The organism is Streptomyces sp. NPDC000983 (assembly GCF_040299205.1).
Classification (GTDB): domain Bacteria; phylum Actinomycetota; class Actinomycetes; order Streptomycetales; family Streptomycetaceae; genus Streptomyces.
Window position 1 is genome coordinate 13,828 of sequence record NZ_JBEPBM010000005.1, and the last position, 16,528, is coordinate 30,355.

General features: G+C 69.4%; 13 protein-coding genes. 1 reads left to right on the forward strand and 12 read right to left on the reverse strand.

Going from position 1 to position 16,528, the window contains the following annotated elements; genetic code table 11:
* Nucleotides 1–59: 59 nt before the first annotated feature.
* The 9 genes from rodA to ABT296_RS07160 all read right to left on the reverse strand — a co-directional run bounded on the left by rodA (nt 60) and on the right by ABT296_RS07160 (nt 12,317).
* On the reverse strand, nt 60–1,259 hold the full coding sequence (gene rodA, locus ABT296_RS07120) for a rod shape-determining protein RodA (protein WP_351924130.1): 1,200 nt from the start codon (nt 1,257–1,259) through the stop codon (nt 60–62).
* Entirely contained in the window at nt 1,256–3,493 is a 2,238-nt protein-coding gene (gene mrdA / locus ABT296_RS07125) for a penicillin-binding protein 2 (RefSeq protein ID WP_351924132.1), read from the reverse strand. Before mrdA ends, rodA begins: the two co-directional genes overlap by 4 nt.
* A gap of 116 nt (nt 3,494–3,609) precedes the next feature.
* On the reverse strand, nt 3,610–4,290 hold the full coding sequence (gene mreD / locus ABT296_RS07130; protein WP_351924134.1) for a rod shape-determining protein MreD: 681 nt from the start codon (nt 4,288–4,290) through the stop codon (nt 3,610–3,612).
* Nucleotides 4,291–4,303: 13 nt separating this feature from the next.
* Nucleotides 4,304–5,251, reverse strand: a complete 948-nt coding sequence (gene mreC / locus ABT296_RS07135) for a rod shape-determining protein MreC (protein WP_351924136.1) — start codon at nt 5,249–5,251, stop codon at nt 4,304–4,306.
* Nucleotides 5,252–5,392: 141 nt separating this feature from the next.
* Complete coding sequence (locus tag ABT296_RS07140) at nt 5,393–6,412, reverse strand: rod shape-determining protein (protein WP_004001297.1); 1,020 nt, start codon at nt 6,410–6,412, stop codon at nt 5,393–5,395.
* 267 nt (nt 6,413–6,679) lie between these two features.
* On the reverse strand, nt 6,680–7,093 hold the full coding sequence (gene ndk / locus ABT296_RS07145) for a nucleoside-diphosphate kinase (RefSeq protein ID WP_351924138.1): 414 nt from the start codon (nt 7,091–7,093) through the stop codon (nt 6,680–6,682).
* 64 nt (nt 7,094–7,157) lie between these two features.
* Nucleotides 7,158–7,514 (reverse strand): DUF4233 domain-containing protein, encoded by a 357-nt coding sequence (locus ABT296_RS07150; protein WP_351924140.1) that lies wholly within the window; start codon nt 7,512–7,514, stop codon nt 7,158–7,160.
* 11 nt (nt 7,515–7,525) lie between these two features.
* Entirely contained in the window at nt 7,526–9,010 is a 1,485-nt protein-coding gene (gene folC, locus ABT296_RS07155) for a bifunctional tetrahydrofolate synthase/dihydrofolate synthase (RefSeq protein WP_351924142.1), read from the reverse strand.
* Nucleotides 9,011–9,692: 682 nt separating this feature from the next.
* On the reverse strand, nt 9,693–12,317 hold the full coding sequence (locus tag ABT296_RS07160; RefSeq protein WP_351924144.1) for a valine--tRNA ligase: 2,625 nt from the start codon (nt 12,315–12,317) through the stop codon (nt 9,693–9,695).
* A gap of 135 nt (nt 12,318–12,452) precedes the next feature.
* On the opposite strand from ABT296_RS07160, the gene ABT296_RS07165 reads away from it, so the two are divergent.
* Nucleotides 12,453–13,355, forward strand: a complete 903-nt coding sequence (locus tag ABT296_RS07165) for a hypothetical protein (protein WP_351924146.1) — start codon at nt 12,453–12,455, stop codon at nt 13,353–13,355.
* 72 nt (nt 13,356–13,427) lie between these two features.
* Here ABT296_RS07165 and clpX read toward each other — a convergent pair whose 3' ends face one another.
* The 3 genes from clpX to ABT296_RS07180 all read right to left on the reverse strand — a co-directional run bounded on the left by clpX (nt 13,428) and on the right by ABT296_RS07180 (nt 16,212).
* Nucleotides 13,428–14,714, reverse strand: coding sequence for an ATP-dependent Clp protease ATP-binding subunit ClpX (gene clpX / locus ABT296_RS07170; protein WP_351924148.1), 1,287 nt, complete (start codon nt 14,712–14,714; stop codon nt 13,428–13,430).
* Nucleotides 14,715–14,874: 160 nt separating this feature from the next.
* A complete protein-coding gene (locus tag ABT296_RS07175; protein WP_351924150.1) occupies nt 14,875–15,555 on the reverse strand; it encodes an ATP-dependent Clp protease proteolytic subunit in 681 nt (226 codons plus the stop codon).
* Nucleotides 15,556–15,606: 51 nt separating this feature from the next.
* Entirely contained in the window at nt 15,607–16,212 is a 606-nt protein-coding gene (locus ABT296_RS07180; RefSeq protein ID WP_079311141.1) for an ATP-dependent Clp protease proteolytic subunit, read from the reverse strand.
* Nucleotides 16,213–16,528: the final 316 nt, after the last annotated feature.

The window sequence follows — 16,528 nt, forward strand, 5'->3', positions numbered from 1 at the left end:
CGGTACGACAGGGCCACCGGGGCCAAACCCCCGGGGAAACGGGGGATGGCCGCCGGCCGCTACGCGGACATGGGGCGTTGCACTCGGATGGACTGCAACAGGCCGACGGCGACCCATACGGCGAACATCGAGGATCCGCCGTAGGAGACGAAGGGCAGCGGGAGGCCGGTGACGGGCATGATGCCGAGGGTCATCCCGATGTTCTCGAAGGCCTGGAAGGCGAACCAGGCGACGATTCCGGCCGCGACGATGGTGCCGTACAGCTCGGTCGTCTCGCGGGCGATGCGGCAGGCCCGCCAGAGCAGGACGCCGAGCAGCACGATGATGAGGCCGCCGCCGACGAAGCCGAGCTCCTCCCCCGCCACCGTGAAGACGAAGTCGGTCTGCTGCTCGGGCACGAACTGGCCGGTGGTCTGCGAGCCGTTGAACAGCCCGGAGCCGGTCAGGCCGCCGGAGCCGATGGCGATACGGGCCTGGTTGGTGTTGTAGCCGACGCCGGCGGGGTCGAGGCTGGGGTTGGCGAAGGCGGCGAAGCGGGCGATCTGGTAGTCGTCCAGGATGTGCAGCTGCCAGACGGCGACGGCGCCGATCGTGCCGGCCGAGATCAGGCCGAACACCCAGCGGTTGGAGGCGCCGGAGGCCAGCAGTACGCCGAGCACGATGACGACCATCACCATGACCGAGCCGAGGTCGGGCATGAGCAGGACGATCAGCATGGGGACGGCGGCCAGGCCCAGCGCCTGGAGGACGGTGCGGTGGTCGGGGTAGGGCTTGTCGCCGGCGTCGACCCGGGCGGCCAGCAGCATCGCCATCCCGAGGATGATCGTGACCTTCACGAACTCCGAGGGCTGGAGGGAGAAGCCGCCGCCGAGGACGATCCAGGAGTGGGCGCCGTTGACGGTGGAGCCGAGCGGGGTGAGCACCATCAGGATCAGGAAGACCGAGGCGCCGTAGAGGATCGGGACGGCGGTGCGCAGGGTGCGGTGGCCGAGCCAGACCGTGGCGATCATCAGGGCGAGGCCGATGCCGGTGTTCAGCAGGTGCCGGAGCAGGAAGTAGTACGGGTCGCCCTGGTTGATCTCGGTGCGGTTGCGGGTGGCGGAGAAGACCAGGACCGAGCCGATCATCGACAGGGCGAGGGCGGCCAGCAGTATCGGCCAGTCGAGGCGGCGGGCGAGGGAGTCGCGGGCGAGCAGGCGGGTCCAGCCCGCCCGCTCGGGTCCGTACCCGGAGATGTGGAAGCTGTTGGCGCCGGTCACGTCAGCCTCCTCGCACGCCGTCGGCGGCGGCGTGTCTCACGGTTCTCCGTCGTCGGTGTGCCCACCGTCGCGGCCTGCTGCTGCCCGTCCGGCTCGGGCGTGCCCTCCTGGCTGGCCCGCTGGTCCTTCGCCGGGTCCTTGGCGACCTTCGGGGCGTGGATGGAGCCGTCGGTCTGGATCTTCGGCAGCTTCTTCTGGGGGGTCGGCAGCAGGGCGTTCTTCTTGCTGATGGTGCCGTCGTCGGCGACGCCGTAGAGGGCGTCGTATATGTTGCGCACGGCCGGGCCGGAGGCCCCGGAGCCCGTACCACCCTGGGAGATCGTCATGACGATCGCGTAGTCCTTGGTGTACGTGGCGAACCAGGAGGTGGTCTGCTTGCCGTAGACCTCGGCGGTGCCGGTCTTGGCGTGCATGGCGATCTTGTCCTGGGGCCAGCCGCCGAACCGCCAGGCGGCGGTACCGCGGGTGGCGACGCCTTCGAGGGCGTCGTCCATCTGGGCGAGGGTCGACTTGCTGACCGGGAGCTTGCCGTGGGCCTTCGGCTCGATCTCGGTGACCTGCTTGCCGTCGGCGCTGACGACGGCCTTGCCCACCGTCGGGTTGTACAGGGTGCCGCCGTTGGAGATGGCGGCGTAGATGGTGGCCATCTGGATGGGGGTCACCAGGGTGTCGCCCTGTCCGATGGAGTAGTTGATCTCGTCACCGGCGCGCATCTTGTTGCCTTCGAGGCAGTTCTCGTACGCGATCTGCTCGACGTAGGAGCCGCCCTTCTTGCCGGTCTTGCACCAGCCGTCCTTGTTGGCCTCCCAGTAGGACTGCTTCCACTCGCGGTCGGGGACCCGGCCGGTGACCTCGTTGGGCAGGTCGATGCCGGTCTCGGCGCCGAGGCCGAACTGGTGGGCGGCCTTGTAGAAGTAGTCCTTCGGCTTGCCCTTGGGGTTGATGCCGCCGTCCTTCTTCCACTCGTTGTGGGCGAGCTGGTAGTAGACGGTGTCGCAGGAGACCTCCAGGGCCCGGCCGAGGTCGATCGAGCCGTGGTTCTGGGACTCGAAGTTCTTGAAGACCTGGCCGCCGACGGAGTAGGAGCTGGAGCAGTTGTAGCCGCCGTCGAAGTCGTAGCCGGCCTCGACCGCGGCGGCCGTGGAGACCACCTTGAAGACCGAGCCGGGGGCCGCCTGGCCCTGGGTGGCTCGGTTGAGCAGCGGGTAGTTGGAGGCCTTGCCGGTGAGCCTCTTGTAGTCCTTGGCGGAGATGCCGCCGACCCAGGCGTTGGGGTCGTAGTTGGGGTTGGACGCCATGGCGACGACCCGGCCGGTCTTGGCCTCCATCACGACGACGGCGCCCGCGTCGGCCTTGTACCGCTCCTGGGTGTTGCGGTCCCACTCCAGGCGGGCGGCCTTCATGGCCTCGTTCAGTTCGTACTCGGCAACTCGCTGGACGCGGGCGTCGATGCTGGTGACGAGGTTGGCGCCGGGCTGGGCGGCGTCCGCCTCGGCCTCGCCGATGACGCGGCCGAGGTTGTCGACCTCGTAGCGGGTGACGCCGGCCTTGCCGCGCAGTTCCTTGTCGTACTGGCGCTCCAGGCCGGAGCGCCCGACCTGGTCGGAGCGCAGGTAGGGCGAGTCGGTGTCCTGGGCCTTGGTGAGCTCCTCGTCGGTGACCGGGGAGAGGTAGCCGAGGACCTGGGCGGTGTTGGAGCCGCCGGGGCCGGCGTAGCGGCGGACGGCCTGGGGTTCCGCGGTGATGCCGGGGAAGTCCTCGGCGCGTTCGCGGATCTGGAGGGCCTGCTTGGCGGTGGCCTCGTCGGTGATGGGGATGGGCTGGTAGGGCGAGCCGTTCCAGCAGGGCTGGGGGGTCTCGGCGTCGCAGAGCCGGACCTTCTCCCGCACTTCCCTGGGCTTCAGTCCGAGGACACCGGCGAGCTTGGTGAGGACACCGACGCCGTCGTCCTTCATCTTCAGCAGTTCGGTGCGGGAGGCGGAGACGACCAGCCGGGTCTCGTTGTCGGCGAGCGGCACGCCGCGCGCGTCGAGGATGGAGCCGCGCACGGCCGGGTCGACGACCTGCTGGACGTGGTTGCCGGAGGCTTCCTTGGCGTATTCGGCGCCCTCGCGGATCTGGAGGTACCACAGGCGTCCGCCGAGGGTGCCGAGGAGGGAGAGCACGAGGATCTGGATGACGACGAGTCGGATCTGGACCCGTGGGGTCCGCCCGGTCTCGGGGATGTTGGTCACTGTGGCTGCCGCCCCCTCTCAGTGCGCCGACGTGTGTGCGCGTACGAATGATGAACGGCCGACCTGTGAGGCTCCGTTCCGCCTCGACAAACCCGTTCGGGTGAACTCGGGGGTGCTCACAGGCGCTTGACCCCCTTGATGCGTCCGGCCCGGGCAGTGCGCGCACGCGCCGCCTTGACCTTCAGGCCGCCGAGGCCGCCGCGCTGGCTGCCGATGCGCAGTCCGGTGCCCGAGGAGAGCCAGCCGCTGGAGATGTCGGACTTCGGGGCGGAGGCGCCGCCCTCGGCGAGCGGGTCGTTCTCCGCGCGCCGGGCCAGGGCCATGATGCCGGGGACCACGAAGGGGGCGAGCAGCAGGTCGTAGAGGGCGGCGGTGAACAGCAGGCTCGTCAGTCCGACGTGGCGGGCGGCGGTGTCGCCGACGAGGGCGCCGACCCCGGCGTAGAGGAGGGTGGAGCCGATGGCCGCGCCGACCACGACGAGCATGGGGCCGGTGGCCGACTTCAGGCGGCCGTTCTCCGGTTTGATCAGCCCGGCGAGGTAGCCGATGACGCAGAGCACGAGGGCGTAGCGGCCGGCGGCGTGGTCGGCGGGCGGGGCGAGGTCGGCGAGGAGGCCCGCGCCGAAGCCGATGAGGGCGCCGCCGACGTGGCCGTAGACCATGGCGAGGCCGAGGACCGTCAGCAGGAGCAGGTCGGGGACGGCGCCGGGCAGGTGGAGCCGGGCCAGGACGCTGACCTGGAGCATCAGGGCGACGACGACGAGCGAGGAGGAGAGCAGGATCCGGTTGACACGCATGGGACTTCAGCTCCTACTGCTCTTCTTGCGGGTACTGGCCGTCGACGGGCAGGCCGGACGGGGTGACGGTGACCGTCACGGTCGGCGTGGGCTTCGGCTTCGGCTTGTCGGGAAGCACGGTGTCGCGGGGGTCCTTGCCGGGCGCCTGGACGACGACGCCGACGATGTCGAGCTTGGTGAAGCTGACGTACGGCGTGACGTAGAGGGTGCGGGTGAGGTCGCCGCCTGAGGGGTCGACGCGATTGACCACGCCGACCGGCACGCCGGGCACGAAGGGCTTGTCTGCCTGCGAGCCGAAGGTGACCAGCCGGTCCCCGCGCTTGATCTCCGCCTTGCCGTTGAGGAGTTCGACGCGCAGCGGTCCGTCGCCCTGGCCGGAGGCGAAGCCGAGTTCGTCGTTGCCCTCCATGCGGGTGCCGACGGTGAAGTCGGGGTCGTTGGCGAGCAGCACGGTGGCGGTGTTCGGGCCGACCGTGGTGACCCGTCCGACGAGGCCGTCGCCGTTGAGGACGGTCATGTCGCGCTCGATGCCGTCGGCGGCGCCGGCGTCGATGGTGATGGTCCAGGAGAAGCCCTGGGCCGCTCCTATCGCGATGACCTCGGCGCCCTTGATGCCGTACTGGCCGGTGCCGGCGACCTTCAGCATCCGGTCGAGCTGCTTGAGTCTGCTGCGGTTGCGGTCGTCGCTGCCGAGTCTGGCCTTGAGAGCGGCGTTCTCCTTCTCCAGCGTGGCGATCCGGTCGTGCCGTTCACCGGAGTCGCGGATCGCGGAGACCGCGTTGCCGACGGGGTCGACCGCGGCCGAGACGCCGTTCTCGATCGGGCCGAAGACGGTGGCCGCGGCCTGGCGGGCACCGTCGACCGGCGAGTCCTCCCCACCGCGGATGTCGACCGTGATCAGCGCGAACGCTACGGCGACCAGCAGCACCAGGAGCAGCCGGCTCTCTCGTGTGTCCCTCACGTGCGGCGGCCGTGCCCTTCCTCATAGGAATTGTTCGAGCCCCAGGGAAACCCGAGGGCCGCTTTGGGAGCTTATGCCTCTATATCAACGATCCGCCGTACGAGAGGAGATCATCTCGTACGGCGGAATCGAAGAGTTACGTCATCTGCGCGGCTGGGCGTCCAGGACCTGCTGGAGCGCCTCGAACTCTTCGACGCACTTGCCGGAGCCGAGCGCCACGCTGTCGAGGGGGTCCTCGGCGATGTGGATCGGCATGCCGGTCTCCCGGCGCAGCCGCTCGTCGAGGCCGCGCAGCAGGGCGCCGCCGCCGGTGAGGACGATCCCGCGGTCCATGATGTCGCCGGACAGCTCCGGGGGGCACTTGTCGAGGGTCGTCTTCACCGCGTCCACGATGGCGTTGACGGGTTCCTCGATCGCCTTGCGCACCTCGGCGGCGGAGATGACGACGGTCTTGGGCAGTCCGGAGACGAGGTCCCGGCCGCGGATCTCGGTGTGCTCGTCGGAGTCGAGGTCGTACGCCGAACCGATCGTGATCTTGATCTGTTCGGCCGTCCGCTCACCCAGCAGGAGCGAGTACTCCTTCTTGATGTGCTGGATGATCGCGTTGTCCAGTTCGTCGCCCGCGACGCGGATGGACTGCGCCGTGACGATTCCGCCGAGGGAGATGACCGCGACCTCGGTGGTGCCGCCGCCGATGTCCACCACCATGTTGCCCGTGGCCTCGTGGACCGGCAGGCCGGAGCCGATGGCCGCGGCCATGGGCTCCTCGATGATGTGCACCTGGCGGGCGCCGGCCTGGGACGACGCCTCGATGACGGCGCGGCGCTCGACGCCGGTGATGCCCGAGGGCACACAGACGACGACCCGCGGACGGGCGAGGTAGCGCCGCTTGTGGATCTTCAGGATGAAGTAGCGGAGCATCCGCTCGGTGATCTCGAAGTCGGCGATCACGCCGTCCTTCAGCGGGCGGACGGCGACGATGTTGCCGGGGGTGCGCCCGATCATCTTCTTCGCCTCGGCGCCGACCGCGAGGATGCCACCGGTGTTCGTGTTGATCGCGACGACGGACGGCTCGTTGAGTACGATCCCGCGACCCCTGACGTACACCAGCGTGTTGGCGGTCCCGAGGTCGACAGCCATGTCACGGCCGATGAACGACATTGAGTTCCCCATGAGGATTCGTCTGGCCTTCCCGCTGGCTTTTGAGGGCTTTTCAGGTCGGCGAGGTGGGTGCTGTGACGTGAAGGCTTCCATCGTAGACGCGCCTTCGCGGACACGGCGTGAGGGTCCTTCGCCATTGTCAGCAGATCATGTACCGGATCGCTCCTGGAGACGAGCGTTCGGGGGCTCACGTTCCCCCATACGCCCCGCATATGCCAGAAAGTCCGGGGGCTTTGCCCCCGGGCTCTCTGGTCTGCGGCTTTGTCGTCAGGCGCGACCGGGGAAGAAAATCTTCACCTCGCGCTCCGCGGACTCCTCGGAGTCGGAGGCGTGGATGAGGTTCTCACGGACGATCACACCGAAGTCGCCGCGGATGGAGCCGGGCGCGGCGGCGATCGGGTCGGTCGGGCCGGCGAGCGCGCGCACGCCCTCGATGACCCGCTCGCCCTCGACGATCAGGGCGACGACCGGGCCGGAGGACATGAACTCCACCAGCGGCTCGTAGAACGGCTTGCCCTTGTGCTCGCCGTAGTGCTGCTCCAGCGTCTCCTGGTCCAGCGAGCGCAGTTCCAGCGCGGTGATCGCCCAGCCCGCCTTGCGCTCGATGCGGCCGATGATCTCGCCGGTCAGGCCACGACGGACGGCGTCGGGCTTGAGCAGGACGAGGGTGCGCTGGGTCACGACAGGCTCCTTGGTGCCTCGGGTGTGCGGGAAGACGAGGTTACCCGGCGTGTCCGGGCACCTGTCACACAGCGTCAGGTGTAGTGGCCTCGGCCTGCGCCGCGAACCGCGCCTTCGCCTCGTCGATCTGCCGGCCGTAGTGCACGGACGCCCACCACAGGGCCGCGAAGGCGAGACCGAGGACGAACATCGTCGGCACCACGAAGCCGGCGGCGATCAGCAGCACCTGGAGGGCCCAGCCGAGGGCGACGCCGCCGGGCCGGGTCACCATGCCGCACAGCAGCAGGCACAGGAACATCCCGATCCCGCTGACCGTCCACACGGCCGTCATGGACAGGTCGGGATCCTTCATGGCGACCAGACCGGCGAAGCCGATCACGAAGAACTCGCCGATCAGGGTCGACGCGCAGAGCGTACGCATGCTTGAAAACCTCAGCCCTTCCCCAGCAACAGCCGGGCCTCGCCCACGGTGATGACGGAACCCGTCACGAGCACACCGCCACCGGTGAACTCGCCCTCCTCCTCGGCCAGCGTGATCGCGGCCTCCAGGGCGTCCGGCAGCCGCGGCTCGACCTGCACCCGCTCGTCGCCGAACACCTCCACCGCGACGGCGGCCAGTTCGTCGGCGTCCATCGCGCGGTGGCTGGAGTTCTGGGTGATCACCACCTCGGCGAAGATCGGCTCGAACGCCTCCAGCACCCCGCGCACGTTCTTGTCGCCGCTGGCCCCGACCACGCCGATCAGCCGGCTGAAGTCGAAGGCCTCGCCGATCGCCTCCGCGGTGACCCGGGCGCCCGCGGGGTTGTGCGCGGCGTCCAGCACGACGGTCGGCGAGCGGCGTACGACCTCCATCCGGCCCGGCGAGGAGACGGCGGCGAACGCCTTGCGGACGGTGTCCCCGTCGAGCGGCTCGGCGCGCACCGCGCCGACCCCGAAGAACGCCTCCACCGCGGCCAGCGCCACGGCCGCGTTGTGCGCCTGGTGGGCGCCGTGCAGCGGGAGGTAGATCTCCGGGTACTCACCGCCCAGGCCGCGCAGGGTGACCAGCTGTCCGCCGACGGCCACCTGCCGGGACACCACGCCGAACTCCAGGCCCTCGCGGGCGACCGTGGCGTCGACCTCCACGGCCTTCTTCAGCAGCACCTGCGCCGCGTCGACCGGCTGCTGGGCCAGGATGACGGTGGCGTCCTGCTTGACGATCCCGGCCTTCTCCACGGCGATCTCGGCGGGGGTGGAGCCGAGCCGGTCGGTGTGGTCCAGGTCGATGGGGGTGACGACGGCGACGTCGCCGTCGATGACGTTGGTGGCGTCCCAGGAGCCGCCCATGCCCACCTCGACGACGGCCACGTCCACGGGTGCGTCGGCGAAGGCGGCGTACGCCATGCCGGTCAGCACCTCGAAGAAGGACAGCCGGTACTCCTGCTGGGTGTCGACCATCTCGACGTAGGGCTTGACGTCCTGGTACGTCTCGATGAACCGCTCGGCGGAGACCGGGGCTCCGTCCAGGCTGATCCGCTCGGTGACCGACTGCACGTGCGGGCTGGTGTACCGGCCGGTGCGCAGTTCGAAGGCGCCGAGGAGGGCCTCGATCATGCGGGCGGTGGTGGTCTTGCCGTTGGTGCCGGTGATGTGGATCGAGGGGTACGAGCGCTGCGGCTCGCCGAGTACGTCCATCAGGGCGGCGATACGGCTGACCGACGGCTCCAGCTTGGTCTCGCCCCAGCGGGTGGCGAGCTCCGCCTCGACCTCGCGCAGGGCCTTGTCGACCTCGGGGTCCTCGGGGCGGCCGGGGACGTCGGGGGTCGGGGCTCCGCCCTGGGTGCGGAGGGTGCGGCTGCCGGCCTCGATCACCGCGAGATCGGGGTCGCGGTCGGTCTCTTCCGCGACGATCTCGTCGAAGGGGTCGATATCACTCACGGGGCCAGTCTAAGGCGGCGCCTGTCGCGGGGGACGGCCGCCTGTCGAGGGGGGCGGCCGGTCCTGTCCGGCGACTGCTGCCCGCCCGTGGCCGATCGCGCAGTTCCCCGCGCCCCTGGGTATGCCGCCGCCCCCGGCGCTTCACAGCTCCGGCACCTCTGAATAGGCCGCACGCGGACGGCGGTGGTCGGTCCTGTCCGGCGACTGCCGCCCGCCCGTGGCTGATCGCGCAGTTCCCCGCGCCCCTGGGTATGCCGCCGCCCCCGGCGCTTCACAGCTCCGGCACCTCTGGGTGGGCCGCACGCGGCCGGGGGTGGTCGGTCTTGTACGGCGACTGCCGCCCGCCCGTGGCCGATCGCGCAGTTCCCCGCGCCCCTGGGTATGCCGCACGCGGACGGCACCATGCAGATCCGGCTCCCCTGGGGGTGCCGCATGCGCCCGGCGCCATGCAGATCCGGCGCCTCTGGGGGTGCCACATGCGCCCGGCGCTTCACAGCTCCGGCGCCTCTGGGTGGGCTGCCGCGGGCAGTTGCGCTGCTCATCGGTCCAGCCGCGGGCAGTCGTGCCGCTGGGGCGGCACGGGTGGGCGCGGCGGCACCCCGCGAGCGCCGGGTTGCGCGACGTCCCCGCGGCAAGCGAAAGGCCCCGGAACTTTGCAGCTCCGGGGCCTCAAATGACGTGGCTACGCCGCAGGCAGGCGGTCCAGTTGGGACTGGAGGCGGGTGATGTCCTCGTCCGCCTTGGCGAGGCGGCCGCGGATCTTGTCCACGACGTTGTCCGGCGCCTTCGCCAGGAACGCCTCGTTCCCGAGCTTCGCGGTGGCCTGCGCCTTCTCCTTCTCCGCCGCCGCGAGGTCCTTCGCGAGCCGCTTGCGCTCCGCGGCGACGTCGATCGTGCCCGAGAGATCGAGCGCGACCTCCGCCCCCGCGACCGGCAGGGTCGCCGTGGCCGCGAAGCCCTCGCCCTCCGGCTGGAGGCGCAGCAGCTGCCGGATGGCGGCCTCGTGGGACGCCAGCGCCGTACCGTCCAGGGACAGCCGCGCGGGGACCCGCTGGCCGGGCTGGAGACCCTGGTCGGCACGGAAGCGGCGGACCTCGGTGATGACCGACTGGAGGCTCTCGATCTCCTGCTCGGCGCCCCGGTCACGGAAGCCGCTGTCGGCCGGCCACTCGGCGACGACGACCGACTCACCACCGGTGAGGGTGGTCCAGAGGGTCTCGGTGACGAACGGGACCACCGGGTGCAGCAGCCGGAGCGTGACGTCGAGGACCTCGCCGAGGACCCGCTTGGAGACCTCGGCCGGCTCCCCGCCCTCCTGGAAGGTGGTCTTGGACAGCTCGACGTACCAGTCGAAGACCTCGCCCCACGCGAAGTGGAAGAGGACGTCGGAGAGCTTCGCGAACTGGAAGTCGTCGTAGAGCGCGTCGACTTCGGTGACCACGGAGTTGAGCCGGGAGAGGATCCAGCGGTCCGTGGACGACATCGCCGACGGGTCCGGCAGCGGGCCCTCAACCGTCGCGCCGTTCATCAGCGCGAAGCGGGTGGCGTTCCAGATCTTGTTGGCGAAGTTGCGGGAGCCCTGGACCCAGTCCTCGCCGATCGGGACGTCGACGCCGGGGTTGGCGCCGCGCGCGAGGGTGAAGCGGAGCGCGTCGGAGCCGTACTTGTCCATCCAGTCCAGCGGGTTGACCGCGTTGCCGAAGGACTTCGACATCTTCTTGCCGAACTGGTCGCGGACCATGCCGTGCAGGGCGATGGTGTGGAACGGCGGGGTGCCGTCCATCGCGTACAGGCCGAACATCATCATCCGGGCGACCCAGAAGAAGAGGATGTCGTAGCCGGTGACCAGGACGGAGTTCGGGTAGAACTTCGCGAGCGACTCGGTCTGTTCGGGCCAGCCGAGGGTGGAGAAGGGCCACAGGCCGGAGGAGAACCAGGTGTCGAGGACGTCGGTGTCCTGGTGCCAGCCCTCACCGGTGGGGGCCTCGTCGTCGGGGCCGACGCAGACGACCTCGCCGTCGGGGCCGTACCAGACCGGGATCCGGTGCCCCCACCACAACTGCCGTGAGATGCACCAGTCGTGGAGGTTGTCGACCCAGTCGAAGTACCGCTTCTCCATCTCCTGCGGGTGGATCTTGACGCGGCCGTCGCGGACCGCGTCACCGGCGGCCTTGGCGAGCGGGCCGACCTTGACCCACCACTGCATGGACAGGCGCGGCTCGATGGTGGTCTTGCAGCGCGAGCAGTGGCCGACGGAGTGGGCGTACGGCCGCTTCTCGGCGACGATCCGGCCCTCGGCGCGCAGCGCGGCGACGATCGCGGAGCGCGCTTCGAGCCGGTCCAGGCCCTGGAAGGGGCCGTGGGCGGTGATGACGGCGTGCTCGTCCATGACCGCGATGGCCGGCAGGTCGTGCCGCCGGCCGATCTCGAAGTCGTTGGGGTCGTGCGCCGGGGTCACCTTGACGGCACCGGTGCCGAACTCGGGGTCGACGTGCTCGTCCGCCACGACCGGGATGGAACGGTCGGTCAGCGGCAGCTTGATGAGCTTGCCGACGAGGTGCTTGTAGCGCTCGTCCTCGGGGTGGACGGCGACGGCCGTGTCACCGAGCATCGTCTCGGCGCGGGTGGTGGCGACGACGATGGTGTCGTCCCCGTCGCCGTACTTCATGGAGACGAGCTCGCCGTCGTCGTCCTGGTACTCGACCTCGATGTCCGAGATCGCCGTCAGACAGCGCGGGCACCAGTTGATGATGCGCTCGGCGCGGTAGATCAGCTCGTCGTCGTAGAGCCGCTTGAAGATGGTCTGGACGGCCTGGGACAGGCCCTCGTCCATCGTGAAGCGCTCACGGGACCAGGCGACGCCGTCGCCGAGGCGGCGCATCTGGCCGCTGATCTGGCCGCCGGACTCGCCCTTCCACTGCCAGACGCGCTCGACGAACGCCTCGCGGCCCAGGTCGTGGCGGGACTTGCCCTCCTTGGCGAGCTCGCGCTCGACGACGTTCTGGGTGGCGATGCCGGCGTGGTCCATGCCCGGCTGCCACAGCGTCTCGTAGCCCTGCATGCGCTTGCGGCGGGTCAGAGCGTCGATGAGCGTGTGCTCGAAGGCGTGCCCGAGGTGCAGGCTGCCGGTGACGTTGGGCGGCGGGATGACGACGGTGTAGGGCGGCTTGTCGCTCTTGGCGTCCGCCTCGAAGTAACCGCGCTCTACCCAGCGCTCGTACAGCGGCCCCTCTACATCGGCCGGCGCGTACTGGGTCGGCAGTTCGGTGCTGGGCGCTGGTGGCTGCTGATGAGCGTTCTCGGTCACGGGCCCAGTTTAGAGGTGTCGCGGCCTCGTCCCGAACACGTTTCTTCTGTAACGGTGCGACCCCCGGTGCCGTTCTCCGGGCGGGATTGCGTCAGGATGTCGTGAACACATAAGCATCTGGAGGGGAACCCAGAAATGAGCTACAACCAGCCGGGCCCGTACGGCGGGCAGCCCCAGCAGCCCGGTCCGTACGGCCAGCCGGGACCGTACGGCCAGCAGCCGCAGGCCCCTCAGCCCGGCTACGGCTACCCCCAGCAGCCCCAGACCCCGCAGCCGGGTTACGGCTACCCGCAGCAGGGCGCCCCGGGCGTCCCGCCCCAGCAGCCCCCCTACGGCCAGCAGCCCCCCTACGGCCAGGCGCCGTACGGCGCTCCCCCGGCCCCGGGCGGCGGCAAGAAGAAGACGGGCCTGATCCTGGGCGCGGTGGCCGTCGTGGCGGCGATCGGTGTGGGCGTGTACTTCGTGGTCGGCGGAGGCGGCGGCGCGGGCGGCGTCGAGGACGACGGCCCGCACAAGCTGACGGCGCCGGCGTCGGTCCTCGACGGCGAGTACAAGAAGGGCAACGGCGAGGACGTCGACGCGATGACGGACGACGAGCTCAAGGACGCCGAGTCGTGGGGCATCAAGGACCCCAAGCACGTCGGCGCCAGCTACACCTCGGGTGAGGGCGTCAGCGCGAAGAACCTGATGTTCTCCGGCGTCTACGGCACCATCGAGGACCCGGAGAAGGTCGTCGACGCGATGTTCGCCGAGATGAAGAAGGAGGCGGAGGGCGACGAGGACGCCAAGCTGGTCGGCAGCCCGAAGGCGTTCACGCCCGCCGGCTTCGACAACGGCGTGCTGAAGTGCCAGGAGAGCGAGACCTCCGAGTCCGGTCAGACCATCACGATGCCGCTGTGCATCTGGGGTGACCACAGCACGGTGTCCTACGTCTTCTCCTTCGACCTCGCGGCCCTGACCGCCGGGAAGAGCACGTCCATGGAGGACGCCGCCGAGCAGACCGCCAAGCTGCGCGACGACGTCCGCGTCAAGGTCTGACGGTCGTAGGCGCGTTCACGACGAAGGGGCCCCGGTCGACTCGACCGGGGCCCCTTCGCATGCGCGTTGCCGCTACGCCGTCTTCTGCTCGCCCGAGCCGCGCCCGCGGGCGTCCCGGGGGATCAGGGTCGGGTTGACGTTGGAGTGGACGACGTCGGCGGTGATGACCACGCGGGCCACGTCCTTGCGGGACGGGACCTCGTACATCACCGACATCAGGACCTCCTCCATGATGGCGCGCAGACCGCGGGCGCCGGTCTGGCGGAGGATGGCCTGGTCGGCGATGGCCTCCAGGGCCTCACGCTCGAAGTCCAGCTCCACGCCGTCGAGTTCGAACAGCCGCTGGTACTGCTTCATCAGGGCGTTGCGCGGCTCGACCAGGATCTGGAGCAGGGCCTCGCGGTCCAGGTTGTGGACCGAGGTGATCACCGGGAGACGGCCGATGAACTCGGGGATCATGCCGAACTTGACCAGGTCCTCGGGCATGACGTCCTCGAACTGGTCCTTCGCCTCCAGCTCCCGCTTGGAGCGGATCGTGGCACCGAAGCCGATGCCCTTGGCGCCGGCCCGGGACTCGATGATCTTCTCGAGGCCCGCGAAGGCGCCGCCCACGATGAACAGGACGTTCGTCGTGTCGATCTGGATGAACTCCTGGTGCGGGTGCTTGCGGCCGCCCTGCGGCGGGACCGAGGCCGTGGTGCCCTCCAGGATCTTCAGCAGGGCCTGCTGCACGCCCTCGCCGGAGACGTCCCGGGTGATGGAGGGGTTTTCACTCTTCCTGGCGACCTTGTCGATCTCGTCGATGTAGATGATCCCGGTCTCGGCCTTCTTGACGTCGTAGTCCGCCGCCTGGATCAGCTTCAGCAGGATGTTCTCGACGTCCTCGCCGACATAGCCCGCCTCGGTGAGCGCCGTGGCGTCCGCGATGGCGAACGGCACGTTCAGCATGCGGGCCAGGGTCTGGGCGAGCAGGGTCTTGCCGGAGCCCGTGGGGCCGAGCAGGAGGATGTTGGACTTCGCCAACTCGATCGCGTCGTCACGGCCGTTGGCGCCGCCGTTCTCACCGGCCTGGACGCGCTTGTAGTGGTTGTACACCGCGACGGAGAGCGCCTTCTTGGCCGCCTCCTGGCCGACCACGTACCCCTCGAGGAACTCGTAGATCTCGCGGGGCTTGGGGAGTTCCTCCCAGCGCACCTCGCTGGTCTCCGCGAGTTCTTCTTCGATGATCTCGTTGCAGAGGTCGATGCACTCGTCGCAGATGTACACACCGGGCCCTGCGATGAGCTTCTTGACCTGCTTCTGGCTCTTGCCGCAGAACGAGCACTTGAGCAGATCGCCGCCGTCACCGATGCGTGCCACGGTGTGCTTCCCCTTCGCCTGGGAGACGCCTAGGTCCAGCGGCTCCTGGTGCTGCCTTAATCCGACGGTACCTTGCCGGGGGCCTCGTTCGGGCCCCCCTTGGCACGGTTCACTTTGTCGTGCACCGCGCCAGGGAGCGCCCGACGATACATCCTCCGGGTCAGCGCACGGCCGCGTTGTTCATCTTCCGGGTGGAGATGATCTGGTCGATCAGGCCGTACGAGAGCGCTTCCTCGGCCGTGAGGATCTTGTCGCGCTCGATGTCCTCGCGGATCTTCTCGATCGGCGTGGTGGAGTGCTTGGCCAGCATCTCCTCCAGCTGCGCACGCATCCGGAGGATTTCGTTGGCGGCGATCTCCAGGTCCGAGACCTGGCCGCGGCCGGTCTCGCTGTACGGCTGGTGGATCAGCACCCGCGCGTTCGGCAGCGCCATGCGCTTGCCGGGCGTACCGGCGGCCAGCAGGATCGCGGCGGCGGAGGCCGCCTGGCCCATGCAGACCGTCTGGATGTCCGGCTTCACGAACTGCATCGTGTCGTAGATGGCCGTCAGCGCCGTGAAGGAGCCACCGGGGCTGTTGATGTAGACCGAGATGTCCCGGTCGGGGTCCATCGACTCCAGGCACAGCAGCTGCGCCATGACGTCGTTGGCGGAGGCGTCGTCGATCTGGACGCCGAGGAAGATCACACGCTCCTCGAAGAGCTTCGCGTACGGGTCGTACTCGCGGATGCCCTGCGAGGTGCGCTCGACGAAGCGCGGGATGACGTAGCGGGACTCCGCCGCGGGACCCGTGTACTCGGCGCGCGTGCGGTCGTAAATGCCGCTGCCGGGGAAGTCGTTCACTGTCTCTCTCCTAGGGGCTGAGGCGGTCGGCTGGGGGCTGCGCAGGGGGTGTCAGGCCCCGGTGCCGCCGCCGCCCGGCATGTTGGCGGCCGTGGTGATGACCTCGTCGATGAGGCCGTACTCCTTGGCCTCCTCCGCGTCGAACCAGCGGTCGCGGTCGGAGTCGCGGGTGATCTGTTCGAAGGACTGGCCCGTGTGCTGGGAGGTCAGCTCGGCCATGCGCTTCTTGGTGTGCAGCAGCCGCTCGGCGTGGATCTTGATGTCCGACGCGGAACCGGCCAGGCCGGCGGAGGGCTGGTGGATCAGGATCTCGGCGTTCGGCAGGGCGAAGCGCTTGCCCGGGGTGCCGGCGCTGAGCAGGAACTGGCCCATCGAGGCGGCGAGGCCCATGGCGATGGTCACCACGTCGTTCTTGATGTACTGCATGGTGTCGTAGATCGCCATGCCGGCCGTGATCGAGCCGCCGGGGCTGTTGATGTACAGGTAGATGTCCTTGTCCGGGTCGGCGGCAAGGAGCAGCAGCTGTGCGGTGATCTTGTTGGCGATGTCGTCGTCGACCGGCTGGCCGAGGAAGATGATCCGCTCGTTGAGCAGCCGGTTGTAGACCTGGTCGCCGAGGCCACCACCGATGGAAGGCTCGCCGGCGGCTGAGGGCATCAGATTCGTCACGTATCCACCTGCTCGTCTTACGACGGCGCCGGGCCGTCTCACGTTTCCCTAGCTGGGCTGGAGCCGATTCGGGGACTCCCCTGCCCTCTTATTCATGGACCCTAACGCGCTGCTCCCTTCGGGGAATCCCGGAGCAGGGAGTGTTCGCCGGGGGCGTAGCGCAGTGGTCACATTTCGTGCGTGGGCGACTGCGGGTCGTCCGTGGTTGCTCGCGCCCCTGAGAGGTACGTCCACTCGCCGCGGAACCGAAGGGGCCCTGGGGAATCACTCCCCAGGGCCCCTTCTACGCGCTATGCGGTGCCGT

What these genes read in the sequence shown, in the direction of transcription:
- ABT296_RS07140 (WP_004001297.1), bottom strand. Translation starts at nt 6,412, where the DNA reads ATGTCGTTCATCGGCCGTGACATGGCTGTCGACCTCGGGACCGCCAAC.
- ABT296_RS07180 (WP_079311141.1), bottom strand. Translation starts at nt 16,212, where the DNA reads ATGCCCTCAGCCGCCGGCGAGCCTTCCATCGGTGGTGGCCTCGGCGAC.
- ABT296_RS07165 (WP_351924146.1), top strand. Translation starts at nt 12,453, where the DNA reads ATGAGCTACAACCAGCCGGGCCCGTACGGCGGGCAGCCCCAGCAGCCC.
- ABT296_RS07150 (WP_351924140.1), bottom strand. Translation starts at nt 7,514, where the DNA reads ATGCGTACGCTCTGCGCGTCGACCCTGATCGGCGAGTTCTTCGTGATC.
- mreD (WP_351924134.1), bottom strand. Translation starts at nt 4,290, where the DNA reads ATGCGTGTCAACCGGATCCTGCTCTCCTCCTCGCTCGTCGTCGTCGCC.